Source organism: Pseudomonas sp. SJZ079 (assembly GCF_007993865.1).
Classification (GTDB): domain Bacteria; phylum Pseudomonadota; class Gammaproteobacteria; order Pseudomonadales; family Pseudomonadaceae; genus Aquipseudomonas.
The window spans coordinates 21,964-41,793 of sequence record NZ_VIUH01000009.1 but is presented as its reverse complement, the minus strand read 5'-3'; the positions used below and the strand labels follow the sequence as shown (position 1 = coordinate 41,793).

31 protein-coding genes are annotated in these 19,830 nt (G+C 57.6%); 2 read left to right on the top strand and 29 right to left on the bottom strand.

Annotated features, from left to right (window positions below):
* Window positions 1-188 precede the first annotated feature (188 nt).
* Window positions 189-1,088, top strand: coding sequence for a LysR substrate-binding domain-containing protein (locus tag FBY03_RS10490; protein ID WP_147172160.1), 900 nt, complete (start codon window positions 189-191; stop codon window positions 1,086-1,088).
* 148 nt (window positions 1,089-1,236) lie between these two features.
* On the opposite strand, the gene FBY03_RS10485 is transcribed toward FBY03_RS10490, so the two are convergent.
* Together FBY03_RS10485 and FBY03_RS10480 are read right to left on the bottom strand one after the other, a co-directional pair.
* Window positions 1,237-1,740: a single-stranded DNA-binding protein gene (locus FBY03_RS10485; RefSeq protein WP_025167699.1), complete on the bottom strand. Its 504-nt coding sequence runs from the start codon at window positions 1,738-1,740 to the stop codon at window positions 1,237-1,239.
* Between the two features lie 17 nt (window positions 1,741-1,757).
* Window positions 1,758-3,146: an MFS transporter gene (locus tag FBY03_RS10480; protein ID WP_147172158.1), complete on the bottom strand. Its 1,389-nt coding sequence runs from the start codon at window positions 3,144-3,146 to the stop codon at window positions 1,758-1,760.
* Between the two features lie 133 nt (window positions 3,147-3,279).
* Here FBY03_RS10480 and uvrA point away from each other — a divergent pair, with 133 nt between their 5' ends.
* Window positions 3,280-6,123 (top strand): excinuclease ABC subunit UvrA, encoded by a 2,844-nt coding sequence (gene uvrA / locus FBY03_RS10475; protein ID WP_147172156.1) that lies wholly within the window; start codon window positions 3,280-3,282, stop codon window positions 6,121-6,123.
* 70 nt (window positions 6,124-6,193) lie between these two features.
* Here uvrA and bfr read toward each other — a convergent pair whose 3' ends face one another.
* The 27 genes from bfr to rplD form a co-directional block, all read right to left on the bottom strand.
* Complete coding sequence (gene bfr / locus FBY03_RS10470) at window positions 6,194-6,658, bottom strand: bacterioferritin (protein ID WP_147172154.1); 465 nt, start codon at window positions 6,656-6,658, stop codon at window positions 6,194-6,196.
* Between the two features lie 501 nt (window positions 6,659-7,159).
* Complete coding sequence (gene rplQ, locus FBY03_RS10465; protein ID WP_025167705.1) at window positions 7,160-7,546, bottom strand: 50S ribosomal protein L17; 387 nt, start codon at window positions 7,544-7,546, stop codon at window positions 7,160-7,162.
* A 42-nt stretch (window positions 7,547-7,588) separates the two neighbouring features.
* On the bottom strand, window positions 7,589-8,590 hold the full coding sequence (gene rpoA / locus FBY03_RS10460; RefSeq protein ID WP_025167706.1) for a DNA-directed RNA polymerase subunit alpha: 1,002 nt from the start codon (window positions 8,588-8,590) through the stop codon (window positions 7,589-7,591).
* 22 nt (window positions 8,591-8,612) lie between these two features.
* Window positions 8,613-9,233: a 30S ribosomal protein S4 gene (gene rpsD, locus FBY03_RS10455; protein ID WP_147172152.1), complete on the bottom strand. Its 621-nt coding sequence runs from the start codon at window positions 9,231-9,233 to the stop codon at window positions 8,613-8,615.
* Between the two features lie 17 nt (window positions 9,234-9,250).
* Window positions 9,251-9,640, bottom strand: a complete 390-nt coding sequence (gene rpsK, locus FBY03_RS10450; protein WP_013789773.1) for a 30S ribosomal protein S11 — start codon at window positions 9,638-9,640, stop codon at window positions 9,251-9,253.
* A gap of 30 nt (window positions 9,641-9,670) precedes the next feature.
* The gene (gene rpsM, locus FBY03_RS10445; protein WP_147172150.1) at window positions 9,671-10,027 is read right to left on the bottom strand and encodes a 30S ribosomal protein S13; all 357 of its coding nucleotides are present in this window, start codon (window positions 10,025-10,027) and stop codon (window positions 9,671-9,673) included.
* A 132-nt stretch (window positions 10,028-10,159) separates the two neighbouring features.
* Window positions 10,160-10,276, bottom strand: a complete 117-nt coding sequence (gene rpmJ / locus FBY03_RS10440; protein ID WP_002555468.1) for a 50S ribosomal protein L36 — start codon at window positions 10,274-10,276, stop codon at window positions 10,160-10,162.
* A 28-nt stretch (window positions 10,277-10,304) separates the two neighbouring features.
* The gene (secY, locus tag FBY03_RS10435; protein WP_025167709.1) at window positions 10,305-11,633 is read right to left on the bottom strand and encodes a preprotein translocase subunit SecY; all 1,329 of its coding nucleotides are present in this window, start codon (window positions 11,631-11,633) and stop codon (window positions 10,305-10,307) included.
* Entirely contained in the window at window positions 11,634-12,068 is a 435-nt protein-coding gene (gene rplO, locus FBY03_RS10430; RefSeq protein ID WP_025167710.1) for a 50S ribosomal protein L15, read from the bottom strand.
* Window positions 12,069-12,071: 3 nt separating this feature from the next.
* Entirely contained in the window at window positions 12,072-12,251 is a 180-nt protein-coding gene (gene rpmD, locus FBY03_RS10425; protein WP_025167711.1) for a 50S ribosomal protein L30, read from the bottom strand.
* Between the two features lie 2 nt (window positions 12,252-12,253).
* Window positions 12,254-12,754 carry a 30S ribosomal protein S5 gene (gene rpsE / locus FBY03_RS10420; RefSeq protein ID WP_025167712.1) on the bottom strand — a complete coding sequence of 167 codons (501 nt, stop codon included), beginning with the start codon at window positions 12,752-12,754 and terminating at the stop codon, window positions 12,254-12,256.
* A 3-nt stretch (window positions 12,755-12,757) separates the two neighbouring features.
* A complete protein-coding gene (rplR, locus tag FBY03_RS10415) occupies window positions 12,758-13,108 on the bottom strand; it encodes a 50S ribosomal protein L18 (protein WP_147172144.1) in 351 nt (116 codons plus the stop codon).
* Window positions 13,109-13,118: 10 nt separating this feature from the next.
* Window positions 13,119-13,652 carry a 50S ribosomal protein L6 gene (rplF, locus tag FBY03_RS10410; RefSeq protein WP_147172142.1) on the bottom strand — a complete coding sequence of 178 codons (534 nt, stop codon included), beginning with the start codon at window positions 13,650-13,652 and terminating at the stop codon, window positions 13,119-13,121.
* Window positions 13,653-13,665: 13 nt separating this feature from the next.
* A complete protein-coding gene (gene rpsH, locus FBY03_RS10405) occupies window positions 13,666-14,058 on the bottom strand; it encodes a 30S ribosomal protein S8 (protein WP_147172140.1) in 393 nt (130 codons plus the stop codon).
* 204 nt (window positions 14,059-14,262) lie between these two features.
* A complete protein-coding gene (gene rpsN / locus FBY03_RS10400) occupies window positions 14,263-14,568 on the bottom strand; it encodes a 30S ribosomal protein S14 (RefSeq protein WP_025167716.1) in 306 nt (101 codons plus the stop codon).
* A gap of 13 nt (window positions 14,569-14,581) precedes the next feature.
* Complete coding sequence (gene rplE / locus FBY03_RS10395) at window positions 14,582-15,121, bottom strand: 50S ribosomal protein L5 (RefSeq protein ID WP_147172138.1); 540 nt, start codon at window positions 15,119-15,121, stop codon at window positions 14,582-14,584.
* 20 nt (window positions 15,122-15,141) lie between these two features.
* Complete coding sequence (gene rplX, locus FBY03_RS10390; protein WP_147172136.1) at window positions 15,142-15,456, bottom strand: 50S ribosomal protein L24; 315 nt, start codon at window positions 15,454-15,456, stop codon at window positions 15,142-15,144.
* A gap of 11 nt (window positions 15,457-15,467) precedes the next feature.
* On the bottom strand, window positions 15,468-15,836 hold the full coding sequence (gene rplN / locus FBY03_RS10385; protein WP_014854220.1) for a 50S ribosomal protein L14: 369 nt from the start codon (window positions 15,834-15,836) through the stop codon (window positions 15,468-15,470).
* A 23-nt stretch (window positions 15,837-15,859) separates the two neighbouring features.
* Complete coding sequence (rpsQ, locus tag FBY03_RS10380; protein ID WP_025167719.1) at window positions 15,860-16,126, bottom strand: 30S ribosomal protein S17; 267 nt, start codon at window positions 16,124-16,126, stop codon at window positions 15,860-15,862.
* Window positions 16,127-16,128: 2 nt separating this feature from the next.
* A complete protein-coding gene (rpmC, locus tag FBY03_RS10375; protein ID WP_002555481.1) occupies window positions 16,129-16,320 on the bottom strand; it encodes a 50S ribosomal protein L29 in 192 nt (63 codons plus the stop codon).
* Complete coding sequence (gene rplP / locus FBY03_RS10370; protein WP_003243901.1) at window positions 16,320-16,733, bottom strand: 50S ribosomal protein L16; 414 nt, start codon at window positions 16,731-16,733, stop codon at window positions 16,320-16,322. The genes rpmC and rplP overlap by 1 nt, the downstream gene beginning before the upstream one ends.
* Before the next feature lie 12 nt (window positions 16,734-16,745).
* Window positions 16,746-17,432, bottom strand: coding sequence for a 30S ribosomal protein S3 (gene rpsC / locus FBY03_RS10365; protein WP_025167720.1), 687 nt, complete (start codon window positions 17,430-17,432; stop codon window positions 16,746-16,748).
* 13 nt (window positions 17,433-17,445) lie between these two features.
* Window positions 17,446-17,778 (bottom strand): 50S ribosomal protein L22, encoded by a 333-nt coding sequence (rplV, locus tag FBY03_RS10360; RefSeq protein ID WP_025167721.1) that lies wholly within the window; start codon window positions 17,776-17,778, stop codon window positions 17,446-17,448.
* Between the two features lie 11 nt (window positions 17,779-17,789).
* A complete protein-coding gene (gene rpsS / locus FBY03_RS10355; RefSeq protein WP_002555486.1) occupies window positions 17,790-18,065 on the bottom strand; it encodes a 30S ribosomal protein S19 in 276 nt (91 codons plus the stop codon).
* Window positions 18,066-18,081: 16 nt separating this feature from the next.
* A complete protein-coding gene (gene rplB / locus FBY03_RS10350; RefSeq protein ID WP_147172134.1) occupies window positions 18,082-18,906 on the bottom strand; it encodes a 50S ribosomal protein L2 in 825 nt (274 codons plus the stop codon).
* Between the two features lie 14 nt (window positions 18,907-18,920).
* A complete protein-coding gene (gene rplW, locus FBY03_RS10345; protein WP_025167723.1) occupies window positions 18,921-19,220 on the bottom strand; it encodes a 50S ribosomal protein L23 in 300 nt (99 codons plus the stop codon).
* A complete protein-coding gene (gene rplD / locus FBY03_RS10340; protein WP_025167724.1) occupies window positions 19,217-19,819 on the bottom strand; it encodes a 50S ribosomal protein L4 in 603 nt (200 codons plus the stop codon). The genes rplW and rplD overlap by 4 nt, the downstream gene beginning before the upstream one ends.
* Window positions 19,820-19,830 lie beyond the last annotated feature (11 nt).

The following is a 19,830-nucleotide window of genomic DNA, read 5'->3' as shown; positions in this document are numbered from 1 at the left end:
GTCCTGTTCTAGCTACTTTGGGTTCTGCACTAGTCGCCCGCCGGCCGCCCCAAAAAACCAGAGGGCATTGAATTGACCGCGGGCGCGAGAAAGTGCGCAGACGAGACCTAATTTGACCGCTGCCAAGGCGACCTGACAACGCAAAATTTGTCATACTAGACATGTCCTCACCGCATAGCTGAGCACCGATGAAACGTCTCCCGCCCTTGCCCGCGCTGCATACCTTCGTGATCACCGCGCAATGCTGCAACTTCACCCGCGCGGCCGAACTGCTGCACATCACCCAGGGCGCGGTGAGTCGGCAGATCGCCGGACTGGAAAGCCACCTGGGCTACCCACTGTTTCAGCGCCAGGCCCGCGGGCTGAGCCTGACCGCCCAGGGTCGCGAACTGTTCCCGCAGATCCAGCAGGCCTTCGGCCTGATCGACGAGGCGGTCGAGCGGGTCGGTGCGCGCCGCGAGGCGCTGCGACTGAAGGCACCCACCTGCGTGATGCGCTGGCTGCTGCCACGCCTGATGCACTGGCAAGTCGAGCGGCCGGACGTGCCGGTGGAACTGACCACCACGGTGCAGCACTCGGTCGATTTTCGCAGTGAGGAATTCGACGCCGCCGTGGTCTTCGGCGCCCAACCCGGCCAGACAGTGGTGGCGCACCACCTGTTCGATGAGTTGCTGACCCCGGTCTGCTCCCAGCAATTGCTGACGGGCCCGCTGCCACTCAAGCACCCGGCCGACCTGGAACGCCACACCCTGCTGCACCCCACCCGCGACCAACGCGACTGGGAAGCCTGGCTGAAGGCCGCCGACACCAAGGTCGCCAGCATCGGCAAGGGCCAGCACTTCGATACCCTCGACCTGGCCATGTCGGTCGCCTCGCAGGGCCTGGGCGTGGCCATCGGCGACTGGTCGCTGATTGGCGAGGACTTGACCGCCGGGCGCCTGGCCACACCCTTCGAGTTGAAAGTCCGTACCGGCGACGCCTATTTCCTGATTTACCCCGAACGCCCACAACCCTCGACGCAGCTAACCGAACTGGTCGACTGGCTGCGCCAGCAAGCAGCGGCGCGCACCGTGCAGCTGCCGCGCTGAACGTCTAACAACCCCTCGCGCAACGCGAACGGGTCGGCATGAGGGGCGAGCCCTACGGGACAATCGCCGCGCAAAGAAAAACCCCTGTGGCCGAGTGAGCCACAGGGGTTCTGATCTGAAACGTTACTAGCTTGGTCTAAGGTATACCCTAGAACGGAATATCGTCATCGAAACTGTCGAAATCGGGTGCAGGCTGAGCGGCCTGTTGCGGGGCCGGACGCGCTTCACGTGGGGCCTGCTGTTGCGGCGCTTGCTGCGGACGCTGTTGGGCAGGACGCTGCTGGCGCGAATCACCGCCGGCATTGTCTGGGCGGCCGCCGAGCAGCTGCATGGTGCCCTGCATGTCGACGACGATTTCCGTGGTGTAGCGCTTGATGCCGTCCTTTTCCCACTCGCGGGTCTGCAGCTTGCCCTCGATGTACACCTGCGAACCCTTGCGCAGGTACTCGCCGGCGATTTCGGCGACCTTGCCGAACAGCGACACACGGTGCCACTCGGTTTTCTCGACTTTCTGCCCGGTCTGCTTGTCGGTCCACTGCTCGCTGGTGGCCAGGCTCAGATTGGTGACTGCGTTACCGCTAGGCAGGTAGCGGGTTTCCGGGTCCTGACCGCAGGTACCGACCAGAATGACTTTGTTAACCCCACGGGCCATAACGTTCTCCTAGGCTTTCAGCACGTCACCGGCGCCGGCTCGATCAGGCGCTCAAGGGACATGCGATCCAATTGTTGGGTATCCACTTTGATATAGATGGCGGCCTCGTCGACCACCACCACGGCATCCGCCACTCCAGGCGCTGCCAGCAAACGCTCGGCCAACCCCACATCTTGCAATGCCGCGGCTGAAAGCGGCAGGCGCAGGCTGGTCACATAAGGCGGTTCACGCATAGTAACAGCAAAGCCCAGCCAAAGAAGCGCCAAGGCGGCACAACCGAGGAACACCCCCGACAAGCTGTAATGCTGGTACAGCCAGCCCCCCAGAATGCCGCCCAGCGCCGCGCCGAGGAACTGGCTGGTGGAGTACACGCCCATCGCCGTGCCTTTGCCGCCCGCCGGTGCGACCTTGCTGATCAACGAGGGCAACGAGGCCTCCAGCAGGTTGAACGCAGTGAAGAACACCACGGTGCCCAGCACCAATGCACGCAGGCTGGTGCCGAAGGCCCAGAAATACAGTTCGCAGGCCAGCAGCACGGCCACCGCGCCGAGCAACACGCGCTTCATCCGGCGCTTCTTCTCGCCATAGATGATGAACGGCAGCATGCCGAAGAAGCCCACCAGCAAGGCGGTCAGATAGACCCACCAGTGCTCCTCCTTGGGCAGACCGCCTTGCGCTACCAAGGCCAGCGGCAAGGCTATAAAGCTGGCCATGAGGATGGCGTGCAGGACAAAGATGCCCAGATCCAGACGCAGCAGATCGGCATGTCTCAAGGTCGGCAGCAATGCCTGTTTGGCCACGCCCGACTCACGGTGGCGCAACGTCCTCGACGCGCGCGGCACCATCAGCAGCACGATAAAAATACCCAGCAGGGCCATGCCCGCGGTGACCCAGAACAACCCGGACAGGCCGTAGGCACGGGTCAGTAGCGGCCCCACCACCATGGCCACGGCGAAGGACAGGCCGATGCTCATGCCGATCATCGCCATGGCCTTGGTCCGATGCTGTTCACGGGTGAGGTCGGAGAGCAGGGCCATCACCGCGGCGGAAATAGCCCCGGCGCCCTGCAGCACACGTCCGGCGATGACCCCCCAGATCGAGTCCGCGTTGGCCGCCAACGCGGCACCGGCGGCAAAGATCAACAGCCCGACATAGATCACCGGCAAACGGCCGATGCGGTCGGATAGTACGCCGAAAGGTATCTGCAGCACGGCCTGAGTCAGGCCGTAGGCGCCGATCGCCAGACCAATAAGCGCTGGCGTGGCGCCTGCCAGGTCCATGCCATAGGTGGCCAACACCGGCAGCACCATAAACATGCCGAGCATGCGGAACGCGAATACCAGCGCCAGCCCACTGGCTGCACGGGTTTCGCTGCCACTCATGCGCTCGCTGTGCGGATCGTGCATGGATAATGCCCTGTGGAAATAGGCGGCGATTCTAACAGCCTCGCCCGGCGCGGCACAGCCGTGACGCTTTGCCGCGCAACACCCCTGGGCCGTATACTCGCGGGTTTCCGCCCGCCATGCGAGGCCGCTGTTTGTGGACAAGATTCTGATTCGTGGGGCACGCACCCATAACCTGAAAAACATCGACCTGACCCTGCCGCGCGACAAGTTGATCGTGATCACCGGCCTATCGGGCTCCGGCAAGTCATCGCTGGCCTTCGACACCCTGTACGCCGAGGGCCAGCGCCGCTACGTCGAATCGCTATCGGCCTACGCCCGGCAATTTCTGTCGATGATGGAAAAGCCCGACGTCGACACCATCGAGGGCCTGTCGCCAGCCATCTCCATCGAGCAGAAATCCACCTCGCACAACCCGCGCTCCACCGTCGGCACCATCACCGAGATCTACGACTACCTGCGCCTGCTCTATGCCCGCGTGGGTATTCCGCGCTGCCCGGATCACGATGTTCCGCTGGAAGCACAGACTGTCAGCCAGATGGTCGACCTGGTCATGGCCTTACCGGAAGGCCGCAAGCTGATGCTGTTGGCGCCGGTGATCCGTGAGCGCAAGGGCGAGCACCTCTCGGTATTCGAGGAACTACGCGCCCAGGGCTTCGTCCGCGCAAGGGTCAACGGCAAGCTCTACGAGCTGGATGAACTGCCCAAGCTGGACAAGCAGAAGAAACACTCGATCGACGTGGTGGTCGACCGTTTCAAGGTCCGCGAGGACCTGCAGCAACGCCTGGCGGAATCCTTCGAGACTGCACTCAATCTGGCCGACGGCATCGCTTTGGTCGCGCCACTGGATGACGAACCGGGTGTCGCGGGCGAGGAAATCATCTTCTCCGCGCGCTTCGCCTGCCCGCATTGCGGCCACGCCATCAGCGAGCTGGAACCCAAGCTGTTCTCCTTCAACAACCCGGCTGGCGCCTGCCCCACCTGCGACGGCTTGGGCGTGAAGCAGTTCTTCGACACCAAACGCCTGGTCAACGGCGAGATGACCCTGGCCGAAGGGGCGATTCGCGGCTGGGATCGACGTAACGTCTACTACTTCCAGATGCTCGGCTCGTTGGCTGCGCATTACGGCTTCAACCTGGAGATCCCCTTCGACGACCTGGCCGCCGAGCACCAGAAGACCATCCTGTTCGGCAGCGGAAGCCATAGCGTCGACTTCCGCTACCTCAACGACCGTGGCGACATCGTCAAGCGCGCCCACCCCTTCGAGGGCATAGTGCCCAACCTGGAGCGCCGCTACCGCGAGACCGAGTCGACCAGTGTGCGCGAGGAGCTGTCCAAGCTCCTCAGCACCCAGCACTGCCCGGATTGCCGTGGCACCCGCCTGCGTCGCGAGGCGCGGCATGTGTGGGTCGGTGAGCGCACGCTGCCAGCCGTGACCGGTCTACCGATCGGCGAGGCCGCCGAATATTTCGGCGGCCTCGCCTTGACCGGACGGCGCGGCGAGATCGCCGAGAAGATTCTCAAGGAAATCCGCGAGCGCCTGCAGTTCCTGGTCAATGTCGGCCTGGATTATCTGACCCTGGACCGCAGCGCCGACACCCTGTCCGGCGGCGAAGCCCAGCGCATTCGCCTGGCCAGCCAGATCGGCGCCGGCCTGGTCGGGGTGATGTACATCCTCGACGAACCGTCCATCGGCCTGCACCAGCGCGACAACGAGCGCCTGCTCGGCACCCTGCGCCACCTGCGCGATATCGGTAACACGGTGATCGTGGTGGAACACGACGAGGACGCCATTCGCATGGCCGACTACGTGGTCGACATCGGCCCCGGTGCCGGCGTGCATGGCGGCCAGATTGTCGCCCAGGGCACGGCGGCCGAGGTGATGGCACACCCGGATTCGCTGACCGGCAAGTACCTCTCCGGTCGGGTCAAGATTGAAGTACCAAGCCAGCGCACGCCGCGTGACCACAAGCTCTCGCTGAAGATCAAAGGCGCACGCGGCAACAACCTGCGCAACGTCAATCTAGAAGTCCCGATTGGCCTGCTGACCTGCGTCACCGGGGTCTCGGGCTCCGGCAAGTCAACCCTGATCAACAACACCCTGTACCCGCTCAGCGCCACTGCCCTGAATGGTGCCACCACCCTGGAAGCTTCGCCGCACGACAGCTGCGACGGCCTGCAGCACCTGGACAAGGTGGTGGATATCGACCAGAGCCCGATCGGTCGTACCCCGCGCTCCAACCCGGCGACCTACACCGGCCTGTTCACGCCGATCCGCGAACTGTTTGCCGGCGTACCGGAATCGCGCTCACGCGGTTATGGCCCGGGCCGCTTTTCCTTCAACGTCAAAGGCGGACGCTGCGAGGCCTGCCAGGGCGATGGCCTGATCAAGGTGGAGATGCACTTTCTGCCGGACATCTATGTGCCCTGCGACGTATGCAAGAGCAAGCGCTACAACCGTGAAACCCTGGAAGTGAAGTACAAGGGTAAGAACATCACCGAGGTGCTCGACATGACCATCGAGGAAGCGCGCAGCTTCTTCGATGCCGTGCCGGCCCTGGCGCGTAAACTGCAGACCCTGATGGACGTGGGCCTGTCCTACATCAAGCTGGGACAGAGCGCGACCACCCTGTCCGGCGGTGAAGCGCAACGGGTCAAGCTGTCGCGTGAGCTGTCCAAGCGCGATACCGGCAAGACCCTGTACATCCTAGATGAGCCGACTACCGGCCTGCACTTCGCCGACATCCAACAACTGCTCGACGTGCTGCATCGCCTGCGCGACCACGGCAACACGGTGGTGGTGATCGAGCACAACCTGGACGTGATCAAGACCGCCGACTGGATGATAGATCTAGGCCCGGAAGGCGGCTCCAAAGGCGGCCAAATCATCGCCTGCGGCACGCCGGAAGAAGTCGCCGAGATGCCGCAATCCTATACCGGACACTTCCTTAAACCGTTGCTGGAGAGGGATCGCGCGTAACTGACTGAGGGACAGTCCACATGCACAAGAAAGCCCCGTTACCGGGGCTTTCTTGTGCGCGCGCAACGATCTACATCTGCGCTTGCAGGTAGTTTTCCAGGCCTAGCGTATCGATCAGCTGCAACTGAGTCTCTAGCCAGTAGGCATGATCCTCTTCGGTATCCTTCAACTGCACCAGAAGAATATCGCGGCTCGGGTAGTCCTGGTGGCGCTCGCACAACTCAATCCCCTTGCACAACGCCGCGCGCACCTCGTACTCCAGGGCGAGGTCAAGCTTGAGCATGTCAGGCACCGTCTGACCAAAGCTGAACGGGTTTGGCGTCATATCCGGCAGCCCCTCGAGAAACAGGATGCGCTTGAGCAAGGCATCGGCGTGCTGAGTCTCCTCCTCCATCTCGTGGTTGATTCGCAGGTAAAGCTTGCCGAAGCCCCAGTCCTCGTAGAGGCGCGAGTGCACAAAGTACTGATCGCGTGCGGCCAGCTCGCCTTTGAGCAGGCGCTTTAAACAGTCGACAACTTCCGCGTGACCTTTCATCAGGCAAATCCTTGGGCAGACAACCAAACAGCCACGCATCCTCGTCGCCACAACGCACAAGGTCAAGCACCCAGTACAGCGCTTCCGCACGGCAGTTCGTGCACATGCATGGCACCAGCAGAATCCTACGCACCAATAGCGCGATCAGCTCGCCAAAACTGTCACCAACTAAAAACAGCCAACCGTTGGTTTGGCCCTGCATCAGCTTGAGCGAATTCGCGGCGAAACCGGCCATGCAGCACCGAGCACCAGGGGCAAAATCGGGCGACGAAACAGCGTTGCGGGAAGGAGAACAACAACGGGAGAGATGACACTAGGAGTACTAGGCTCAGACAGGATGGGCAATTGTTCTTATAGAGCCTTCGAGCCTGCAGGATCGGAGACTGACAAATCTTACCCAGACAAGCTGCGCATACAACAGCAAACGCAACGGTGTGTATTTCTGTCACTCCAAACACAAAAAAACCGGGCCAAGGCCCGGTTTTCTCTACAACCTACAACTTACTCAGCAGCTTCTACTGCGCCACCGACCGGACGGTCGACCAGCTCAACATAAGCCATCGGAGCGTTGTCGCCAGTGCGGAAACCGCACTTGAGGATGCGCAGGTAACCGCCCTGACGGGTGGCATAACGCTTGCCCAGGTCGTTAAACAGCTTACCGACGATGGCTTTCGAACGAGTACGGTCGAAGGCCAGACGACGATTTGCAACGCTATCTTCTTTAGCCAGAGTGATCAGCGGCTCAGCAACGCGACGCAGTTCTTTGGCTTTCGGCAGAGTAGTTTTGATCAGCTCGTGCTCGAACAGCGATACCGCCATGTTTTGGAACATGGCCTTGCGGTGTGCGCTGGTGCGGCTGAGGTGACGGCCACTTTTACGATGACGCATGGTTCAATTCCTTACCAAACTGACGTTCGGTGATGATGACGATCAGGCTGTCGCCTTATCGTCTTTCTTCAGACTTGCCGGCGGCCAATTGTCGAGGCGCATACCGAGGGACAGACCGCGAGAAGCCAGAACATCCTTGATTTCAGTCAGGGATTTCTTGCCCAGGTTCGGCGTTTTCAACAGTTCTACTTCGGTGCGCTGAATCAGATCGCCGATATAGTAAATGTTTTCTGCCTTGAGGCAGTTTGCCGAACGTACGGTCAGTTCCAGATCATCTACCGGACGCAGCAGGATCGGATCGATCTCGTCTTCCTGCTCGATCACTACAGGCTCACTGTCACCTTTGAGGTCGACGAACGCGGCCAACTGCTGCTGCAGAATGGTCGCGGCACGACGGATAGCTTCCTCAGGATCAAGAGTCCCGTTGGTTTCTAGGTCGATAACCAGTTTGTCCAAGTTGGTACGCTGCTCGACGCGAGCATTTTCCACCACGTAAGCAATACGGCGTACAGGGCTGAACGAAGCGTCAAGCTGCAAGCGACCGATGCTGCGGCTTTCATCTTCATCACTCTGGCGCGCGTCTGCCGGCTCATAGCCGCGACCACGAGCTACGGTGAGCTTCATGTTCAGCGCGCCATTAGCAGCCAGGTTAGCGATTACGTGGTCGCCATTGACGATTTCGACATCGTGATCCAGCTGAATATCGGCAGCGGTAACTACACCCGAGCCCTTCTTCGCCAGAGTCAGCGTCACTTCGTCGCGACCGTGCAGCTTGATAGCCAGACCTTTAAGGTTGAGCAGGATCTCAATCACATCTTCCTGAACACCTTCGATGGCGCTGTACTCATGGAGTACACCGTCAATCTCGGCCTCGACTACTGCACAGCCAGGCATGGAGGACAACAGGATGCGACGCAGCGCGTTGCCCAGGGTGTGGCCAAAACCACGCTCGAGAGGCTCGAGAGTGATCTTAGCGCGGGTCGGACTGACCACCTGCACATCGATGTGACGGGGGGTCAGGAACTCATTTACCGAAATCTGCATGGATGCACCTATTTTCTAGCCCTTACTTGGAGTAGAGCTCGACAATCAGGCTTTCGTTGATGTCGGCGGAGAGATCACCACGAGCAGGCACGTTTTTAAACACGCCGGACTTCTTCTCGGTGTCTACTTCTACCCATTCAACGCGGCCACGCTGAGCACAGAGTTCAAGGGCTTGAACGATGCGCAGCTGATTCTTCGCCTTCTCACGAACTGCAACAACGTCACCAGCTTTAACCTGGTAGGACGGCACGTTTACAGTTTTACCGTTGATGCTGATCGACTTGTGCGAAACCAACTGACGGGATTCAGCACGGGTCGAACCAAAGCCCATACGGTAAACAACGTTATCCAGACGGCACTCGAGCAGTTGCAGCAGGTTCTCACCAGTAGCGCCTTTCTTACCGGCAGCTTCTTTGTAGTAACCACTGAACTGACGCTCGAGCACGCCATAGATACGGCGAACTTTTTGCTTCTCACGCAGCTGAGTACCGTAGTCGGACTGACGGCTACGGCGCTGACCGTGAATACCTGGGGCTGCTTCGATGTTGCACTTCGATTCCAGAGCGCGTACGCCACTTTTCAGGAAAAGATCTGTGCCTTCACGACGAGACAGTTTGCATTTGGGACCAATGTAACGAGCCATTTCTCACTGTCTCCTGATTACACGCGACGCTTCTTCGAAGGACGGCATCCGTTATGCGGAATGGGCGTCACATCGGTGATGCTGGCGATCTTGTAACCGCAGCCGTTCAAAGCACGGACAGCGGACTCACGACCCGGACCGGGACCCTTGACGTTCACATCAAGGTTCTTCAGGCCGTATTCCAGCGCAGCTTGACCAGCACGCTCAGCAGCCACCTGGGCAGCGAACGGGGTGCTTTTACGCGAGCCGCGGAAACCTGAACCACCAGAGGTAGCCCAAGACAGAGCATTGCCCTGACGGTCAGTAATGGTCACGATTGTGTTGTTGAAAGACGCGTGGATATGGGCGATGCCATCCACCACTGTCTTTTTGACTTTCTTACGAGTACGAGCAGCAGGCTTAGCCATGACTTATTTCCTGTCGATTCGCGGGCGCAATTACTTGCGGATCGGCTTACGCGGGCCCTTACGGGTGCGCGCGTTGGTCTTGGTACGCTGACCGCGGACCGGAAGGCCACGGCGATGACGCAGACCGCGGTAGCAGCCCAGGTCCATCAAGCGCTTGATTTTCATGTTCACTTCACGACGCAGATCACCCTCGGTATTAACCTTGGCTACTTCGCCACGCAGCTGCTCGATCTGCTCGTCAGAGAGATCTTTGATCTTTACTGCCGGATTAACACCAGCAGCAACACAGATTTTCTGTGCTGTAGTGCGACCGACACCGAAGATGTAGGTCAGCGAGATAACAGTGTGTTTGTTATCCGGAATGTTTACGCCTGCAATACGGGCCATTCAGTGTAACTCCAATTGACAGCTACCTACGCCCCGGAAGCCAAGAAATAGGGCGCGAGATACTAACGCTGTAAAAACAAATAATCAACCCGGCAGCGCACTAGCTGCCGGGCTTGTAACGCTTCAATCACATCAGCCTTGGCGCTGTTTGTGACGCGGTTCCGCGCTGCAAATCACTCGCACAACACCTTCGCGACGAATAATTTTGCAGTTACGGCACAGCTTTTTCACCGATGCACGAACTTTCATTACCCACTCCTCGAACCTTATGGACACTTCAGCGAAGCATGCCGCTGCCGTAGCCCTTCAGGTTGGCTTTCTTCATCAGGGATTCGTACTGGTGCGAAACGAGGTGCGATTGTACTTGCGACATGAAGTCCATCACAACCACCACCACGATCAGCAACGAGGTCCCGCCAAGGTAGAACGGTACGTTGGCCGCCACCACCAGAAACTGGGGCAACAAGCATACGGCCGTCATGTACAGAGCACCGAACATGGTCAAACGAGTCAGCACGCCATCGATATAGCGCGCAGACTGCTCACCCGGACGGATACCCGGAATAAAGGCACCGGACTTCTTCAGGTTTTCCGCTACGTCTTTCGGATTGAACATCAAGGCTGTATAGAAGAAGCAGAAGAAAACAATCCCCGCACTAAACAGCAAAATATTCAACGGCTGACCAGGAGCGATAGCCTGTGAAATATCCTGCAGCCAGCCCATACCTTCAGACTGACCAAACCAGGCACCCAGCGAAGCCGGGAACAACAGAAGGCTGCTGGCGAAAATCGCAGGAATAACACCTGCCATATTCACCTTCAAAGGCAAGTGACTGGTCTGCGCGGCAAAAACCTTACGGCCCTGCTGACGCTTGGCGTAGTGCACCGCGATGCGACGCTGACCACGCTCAATGAACACCACAAAACCAATGATCGCTACTGCCAGCAAACCGATGGCGATGAGCGCGAAAATATTGATATCGCCCTGACGAGCAGACTCGAAAGACTGCCCAATCGCCGACGGCAGACCGGCTACGATGCCTGCAAAAATCAGCATCGAAATACCGTTGCCAACACCGCGCTCGGTGATCTGCTCGCCCAACCACATCATAAACATCGCACCCGCCACAAATGTGGTGACTGCTACGAAGTGGAAGCCGAAATCGACCGAAAACGCTACACCCTGACTCGCCAGACCAACGGACATGCCGATAGCCTGGACGAACGCCAAGAGCAAAGTGCCGTAGCGGGTGTATTGGCTGATCTTGCGACGACCAGCCTCACCTTCCTTCTTCAACTGCTCCAACTGCGGGCTGACAGCGGTCATCAGCTGCATGATGATCGATGCCGAAATATACGGCATGATCCCCAGTGCAAAGATACTCATCCGCTCCAGCGCGCCGCCGGAAAACATGTTGAACAAGCTAAGAATGGTCCCCTCATTCTGTCGAAACAGATCTGCCAGCCGGTCTGGATTGATCCCCGGCACTGGAATGTGTGCACCGATCCGATAGACGATAATCGCCATTAACAGGAAGCGCAGTCGAGCCCAGAGCTCGGATAACCCGCCATTGCTGAGCGCTGAGAGAGCACCTTGCTTAGCCATTTATTCCTCGAACTTACCGCCAGCTGCTTCGATAGCCGCACGCGCACCTTTGGTGGCAGCGATACCTTTAAGGGTGACAGCACGAGTAACCTCGCCGGACAGCATGACTTTCACACGCTGTACGTTTTGGTTAATCAGGTTGGCATCCTTTAGCGCTTGCAGAGTAACAACATCGCCTTCGACCTTGTTCAGCTCGGAAGTGCGCACTTCTGCGCGATCCATAGCCTTCAGGGAAACGAAGCCGAACTTAGGCAAACGACGGTGCAGAGGTTGCTGACCGCCTTCAAAACCCGGAGCAATGGTGCCACCGGAACGGGAGGACTGACCCTTGTGGCCACGGCCACCGGTCTTACCCAAACCGCTACCGATACCACGGCCCGGACGGTGCTTCTCGCGGCGGGAACCCGGCGCAGGACTCAGATCGTTCAGGTACATGTATTAACCCTCGACTCGCAGCATGTAGTAAGCCTTGTTGATCATCCCGCGATTCTCGGGAGTATCCAGGACTTCTACAGTGTGACCAATCCGACGCAGACCCAGACCCTTCACACACAACTTGTGATTCGGGATACGGCCGCTAACGCTTTTGATCAGCGTAACTTTGACGGTGTTAGCCATGATTAGAAAATCTCCTTAACAGTCTTGCCGCGCTTGGCAGCAATAGAATCAGGAGACTGCATAGCCTTCAGCCCTTTGAAAGTGGCATGCACCACGTTCACCGGATTGGTCGAGCCATAGCACTTGGCCAGAACGTTCTGCACGCCGGCCACTTCCAACACGGCGCGCATAGCACCACCAGCGATAATGCCAGTACCTTCGGAAGCCGGCTGCATGTACACCTTGGAGGCGCCATGGGCAGATTTCATCGCGTACTGCAACGTGGTGCCGTTCAGATCCACCTGGATCATATTGCGGCGCGCTGCTTCCATAGCCTTCTGGATTGCAGCAGGCACTTCACGGGACTTGCCGCGACCGAAACCAACGCGACCTTTACCATCACCCACCACGGTCAACGCGGTAAATGTGAAAATTCGGCCACCTTTAACGGTCTTAGCAACGCGATTAACCTGTACCAGCTTCTCGATATAGCCTTCGTCGCGCTTTTGGTCGTTATATGACATAACTTAGAACTCCAGCCCGCCTTCACGAGCAGCATCAGCCAGCGCCTTGACGCGGCCGTGGTACTTGAAGCCAGAACGGTCGAATGCAACCTGAGTCACACCAGCGGCTTTCGCACGCTCAGCAACCAGCTGACCAACTTTCTTGGCCGCGTCGACGTTGCCAGTGGCGCCATCACGCAGTGCTTTGTCCAAAGTCGAGGCGCTGGCCACAACTTTGCTGCCGTCGGCCGAAATGACCTGGGCATAAATGTGCTGCGAAGAGCGATACACGCAGAGACGCACGACTTCTAGTTCGTGCATTTTCAGGCGTGCTTTGCGAGCGCGACGCAGTCTTGTTACTTTCTTGGCGGTCATTTGCTAGGCCCTACTTCTTCTTGGCTTCTTTACGGCGGACGACTTCGTCGGCGTAACGAACACCTTTGCCCTTGTAAGGTTCAGGACGACGGAAGTCACGAATTTCCGCAGCAACCTGACCAACCAACTGCTTATCGACACCCTTGATCAGGATGTCGGTCTGGCTAGGGGTCTCGGCGGTAACGCCTTGCGGCAGTTCGTAATCGATCGGGTGCGAATAGCCCAACGCCAGAGACAGAACCTGCCCCTTGGCTTGCGCCTTGTAACCAACACCGACCAACTGGAGCTTACGCTCGAAGCCTTCGCTGACGCCGATTACCATATTGTTAACCAACGCACGAGTGGTACCGGCCATTGCGCGGGTTTGCTGGTCGCCGTTACGAGCAGCGAAACGCAGCTCACCGGATTCCTCAAGCACCTCAATGGACGAATGAATATTCAGTTCCAAAGCGCCCTTGGCGCCTTTGACCGATAGCTGCTGACCGGCGAGCTTAATCTCTACACCAGCAGGCAGCTTGACGGGGTTTTTAGCAACGCGAGACATGCCTATACCCCCCTTAGAACACTGTACACAGCACTTCACCACCGACACCGGCAGCGCGCGCAGCACGATCCGTCATCACACCTTTGTTGGTGGAGACGATGGATACGCCGAGACCGCCACGAACCTTTGGCAGATCTTCAACGGACTTGTACTGGCGAAGGCCTGGGCGGCTGACGCGCTTAACTTCTTCAATGACCGGGCGGCCTTCGAAGTACTTCAGCTCGATGGACAGCTGCGGCTTAACTTCACCGCTGATCTGATAACCCGCAATATAACCTTCGTCCTTGAGAACTTGGGCTACAGCCACCTTCAACGTGGAAGACGGCATGCTTACGACGGACTTTTCAGCCATCTGGGCATTACGGATACGAGTTAGCATGTCCGCTAACGGGTCCTGCATACTCATGGGCTAGACGCTCCTGATACAAAAAGAATTAGCCTTGCGGCTAGAGTCGCCAAAACGCCGGACAAGATAAAGCCCAGGCTCAGGCGAGCCGAACATTCTAGAGACTGATCAAAAATGAATCAAGCCCCAAAAGGGGCTTGATTCATTTTCTTGCACTGGATCGACGATGCCAACGGCACCGCCGGCCCAGACTCACACAGCCGCTTACCAGCTGGCCTTGCGCAGACCCGGTACATCGCCACGCATAGCCGCTTCACGCAGCTTGATACGCGACAGGCCGAACTTACGGAAAACACCGTGCGGACGACCAGTAATGCGGCAGCGATTACGCAGGCGAGAAGAGCTGGCATCACGCGGTTGCTTTTGCAACGCGATCTGGGCTTCCCAGCGTGCTTCCGGACTGGCTTCCAGATCGGAGATGACTGCCTTTAGCTCGGCACGCTTTTTGGCGTACTTGGCTACCGTTTGCTGACGCTTCAGCTCACGGTTTTTCATGCTCATTTTGGCCATGATCCAACTCCAATCAGTTGCGGAACGGAAACTTGAAGGCGCGCAGCAATGCACGACCCTCGTCATCCGTACGAGCAGTGGTGGTCAGGGTAATATCCAGACCACGCAGGACATCGATCTTGTCGTAGTCGATTTCCGGGAAGATGATCTGCTCTTTAACGCCCATGCTGTAGTTACCACGACCATCGAAGGACTTGGCATTCAGCCCGCGGAAGTCACGCACCCGCGGCAGGGAGATCGACAGCAGACGATCCAGGAATTCGTACATACGATCGCTGCGCAAGGTGACCTTGACGCCGATCGGCCAACCCTCACGAACCTTGAAACCTGCAATCGACTTACGGGCATGAGTCACAACGACTTTCTGACCGCAAATCTTTTCCAGATCGGAAACAGCATGGTCGATAATCTTCTTATCGCCAATCGCTTCGCCAAGACCCATGTTCAGGGTGATTTTGGTAATACGCGGAACTTCCATCACGTTCGAAAGCTTCAGGTCTTCCTTCAGCTTCGGCGCGATTTCTTTCCGATAAATCTCTTTTAGTCGTGCCATGGTCTTCTACCTAGCAGTGTTCAAGCATCAACCGCTTTTTGGGTCGACTTGAAGACACGAATTTTTTTACCGTCTTCAACCTTAAAACCAACACGATCTGCCTTGCTGGTTTCACCGTTGAAAATGGCTACGTTAGAAGCGTGCAATGGCGCTTCTTTTTCGACGATACCGCCTTGAACGCCCGACGCAGGGTTCGGCTTGGTATGGCGCTTGACCAGGTTGACCCCACCAACGACCAGACGGTCATCAGCGAGCACCCTCAGCACCTTGCCACGCTTACCTTTGTCTTTGCCGGCGATCACGATGATCTCGTCGTCACGACGAATCTTTTGCATGTCGGATCTCCTTACAGCACTTCAGGGGCGAGCGAGACGATCTTCATGAACTTCTCGTTGCGAAGCTCACGGGTCACGGGCCCAAAGATACGGGTACCGATCGGCTCTTGCTTGTTGTTCAACAGAACAGCAGCGTTGCCATCAAAGCGAATAATCGAGCCATCAGGGCGACGAACGCCGTGACGAGTGCGGACTACTACTGCAGTCATCACTTGGCCTTTCTTCACTTTACCGCGCGGAATTGCTTCCTTAACGGTCACCTTGATGATGTCGCCGATACCGGCGTAACGGCGGTGCGAACCGCCCAGCACCTTGATGCACATAACGCGACGAGCACCGCTGTTGTCAGCGACGTCGAGCATGGATTGAGTCTGAATCATATAATTTCTCCGACCCTTAGCCCTTAGACTTCCACTGCGCGTTCGAGAACTTCAACCAGCGCCCAAGACTTGGTCTTGGCTACAGGACGGGTTTCACGGATGGAAACCTTGTCACCGATGTGGCACTGATTGCTTTCGTCGTGAGCGTGCAGCTTGGTCGAACGCTTGACATATTTGCCGTAGATCGGGTGCTTAACGCGACGCTCGATCAATACGGTGATGGTCTTGTCCATCTTGTCGCTGACGACACGGCCGGTCAGCGTACGGACTGTTTTTTCGGCTTCAGCCATGATCACTTACCTGCCTGCTGGTTGAGCACAGTTTTCACACGAGCGATGTCGCGCTTAACTTGCGAGAGCAGGTGAGACTGCCCCAACTGGCCAGTTGCTTTCTGCATACGCAGATTGAACTGGTCGCGCAGCAGGCCGAGCAGTTGCTCGTTCAGCTGCTGTGCTGATTTTTCACGAAGTTCATTCGCCTTCATCACATCACCGTCCGCTTAACAAAAGTGGTGGCGAGCGGCAGCTTTGCAGCAGCCAGGGCGAAAGCCTCACGCGCCAACTCTTCGGAAACGCCTTCGATCTCATACAGGACTTTGCCTGGCTGGATCTGGGCTACCCAATATTCAACGCCACCCTTACCTTTACCCATCCGCACTTCGAGAGGCTTCTTGGTAACCGGTTTATCAGGGAACACGCGAATCCAGATTTTCCCGCCACGCTTAACGTGACGAGTCAGAGCACGACGAGCGGACTCGATCTGACGGGCGGTGAGACGACCGCGGGCAACAGACTTCAGCGCGAACTCGCCGAAGCTGACTTTGCTACCGCGCTGAGCCAGACCACGGTTGTGGCCGGTCATCTGCTTGCGGAACTTCGTACGCTTTGGTTGCAACATTTGGCGTACCCCTTACTTAGCAGCTTTTTTACGAGGCGCAGGTGCTTGCGGCTTGAGTTCTTCCTGGCGACCACCAATCACTTCGCCCTTGAAGATCCAAACCTTGACACCGATCACACCGTAAGTGGTGTGCGCTTCGTACGTGGCATAGTCGATATCGGCACGCAGGGTGTGCAACGGCACACGACCTTCGCGATACCATTCGGTGCGTGCAATTTCAGCACCACCAAGACGACCGCTCACTTGGATTTTGATGCCCTTGGCACCAATGCGCATCGAGTTCTGAACAGCGCGCTTCATAGCGCGACGGAACATCACACGACGCTCCAGCTGCTGAGCTACGCTCTGCGCAACCAGCATACCGTCGAGCTCCGGCTTGCGGATCTCTTCGATATTGATGTGCACAGGCACACCCATTTGCTTGGTCAGGTCCTGACGCAGCTTCTCAACATCTTCACCTTTCTTGCCGATCACGATACCGGGACGGGCGGTGTGGATGGTGATGCGTGCGGTTTGAGCCGGGCGAGCAATGTCGATACGGCTCACGGACGCGCTTTTTAATTTGTCTTGGAGATACTCGCGCACCTTCAGATCAGCGAACAAATAGTCCGCATAAGTCCGACCGTCTGCGTACCAGACGGAGGTGTGCTCCTTGACGATTCCCAGGCGAATGCCAATGGGATGTACTTTCTGACCCATCTGATCGACTCCGTTACTTGTCCGCAACCTTGACAGTGATATGGCAAGACCGCTTGACGATGCGATCAGCGCGGCCTTTGGCACGCGGCATGATTCGCTTCAGCGAACGCCCTTCGTTGACGAAAACGGTGCTGACCTTGAGGTCATCAACATCTGCGCCTTCGTTATGCTCGGCGTTGGCCACAGCCGACTCCAGCACTTTCTTGATGATCTCGGCGGCTTTCTTACTGCTGAAAGCCAATACATTGAGCGCTTCGCCCACCTTCTTCCCGCGGATCTGGTCTGCGACCAAGCGGGCTTTCTGGGCGGAGATTCGAGCGCCCGACAACTTAGCGGCTACTTCCATTTCCTAACCCCTTAACGCTTGGCTTTCTTGTCTGCTACGTGCCCACGATAAGTGCGGGTACCAGCAAACTCGCCGAGTTTGTGACCGACCATGTCTTCGTTCACCAGAACTGGGACATGTTGACGGCCGTTATGCACAGCGATGGTCAGACCGACCATTTGCGGCAGAATCATTGAACGGCGCGACCAGGTTTTAACTGGTTTGCGATCGTTCTTTTCCGCCGCCACTTCGATCTTCTTCAGTAGGTGAAGATCAATAAAAGGACCTTTTTTCAGAGAACGTGGCACTGTCGTATCCCTCTATTTACTTGCGACGACGGACGATCATGTTATCGGTGCGTTTGTTACCACGAGTCTTCGCGCCCTTAGTCGGGAAGCCCCATGGAGACACCGGATGACGACCACCAGAGGTACGACCTTCACCACCACCGTGTGGGTGGTCGACCGGGTTCATGGCAACACCACGAACGGTCGGGCGAACGCCACGCCAGCGTTTGGCACCAGCTTTACCCAGCGAACGCAGGCTGTGCTCGGAGTTCGAGACTTCGCCCAGGGTCGCACGGCACTCGGCCAGCACTTTACGCATTTCACCGGAACGCAGACGCAGGGTCACATAGACACCTTCACGCGCAATCAGCTGAGCCGAAGCACCAGCGGAACGTGCGATCTGAGCGCCTTTACCCGGCTTCAGTTCGATACCGTGAACAGTGCTACCAACTGGAATGTTGCGCAGTTGCAGGCTGTTACCGGCCTTGATCGGAGCCATCAGACCCGCGACCAGCTGATCGCCAGCAGATACGCCTTTAGGGGCGATAATGTAGCGACGCTCGCCATCGGCATACTTCAGCAGGGCCAAATGCGCAGTACGGTTTGGATCGTATTCGATGCGCTCGACAGTGGCTGGAATGCCATCTTTGTCATTGCGACGGAAATCGACCAAGCGGTAATGCTGCTTGTGACCACCACCGATATGACGGGTAGTGATGCGACCATTGTTGTTACGACCGCCAGTCTTCGACTTCTTCTCAAGCAGCGGAGCGTAAGGAGCGCCTTTATGCAGCTCCTGATTGACCACCTTGACCACAAAACGGCGGCCAGCGGAAGTCGGTTTGCATTTAACGATTGCCATGATGCACCCCTCCCTTACTCAGCACTGCTGGCGAAATCGAGATCTTGGCCCGGCTGAAGGGAGATAACTGCCTTCTTCCAGTCGTTACGCTTGCCCAGACCGCGAGCGGTGCGCTTGCTCTTACCCAGAACGTTCTGAGTAGTCACACGCTCAACCTTCACGCTGAACAGGCTTTCGACGGCCTTCTTGATTTCCAGCTTGGTTGCATCGGTTGCAACCTTGAAAACGAATTGGCTTTTCTTGTCAGCCAGAACAGTAGCCTTCTCGGAGACGTGCGGGCCAAGTAGCACTTTAAATACGCGTTCCTGGTTCATCCCAGCAGCTCCTCGAATTTCTTCACGGCAGAAACGGTAACCAGTACCTTTTCGTACGCGATCAGACTGACCGGATCGGAACCTTGCACGTCACGAACATCAACATGCGGCAGGTTACGAGCAGCCAGGTACAGATTCTCATCAATAGCATCGGACACGATCAACACATCGGTCAGACCCATGCCATTCAGCTTGCCCAGCAGGTCTTTAGTTTTCGGCGCCTCGACGCTGAAGTCCTCAACCACAACCAGGCGATCAGTACGAACCAGCTCAGCAAGAATCGAACGCAATGCAGCGCGATACATCTTCTTGTTCAGCTTTTGATCGTGATTTTGCGGACGAGCAGCAAAGGTCACACCACCGCCACGCCAGATCGGACCGCGCGTGGTACCAGCACGAGCACGACCAGTGCCCTTCTGACGCCACGGACGCTTGCCACCACCGGATACATCGGAGCGGGTTTTCTGCTGCTTGCTGCCTTGACGGCCGCCGGCCATGTAGGCCACAACTGCTTGGTGAACCAGGGTCTCGTTGTAATCGCCACCGAAAGTCGCTTCGGAAACTTCGATCGCTTGAGCGCCATTTACATTTAATTGCATGTCAGCTTCCC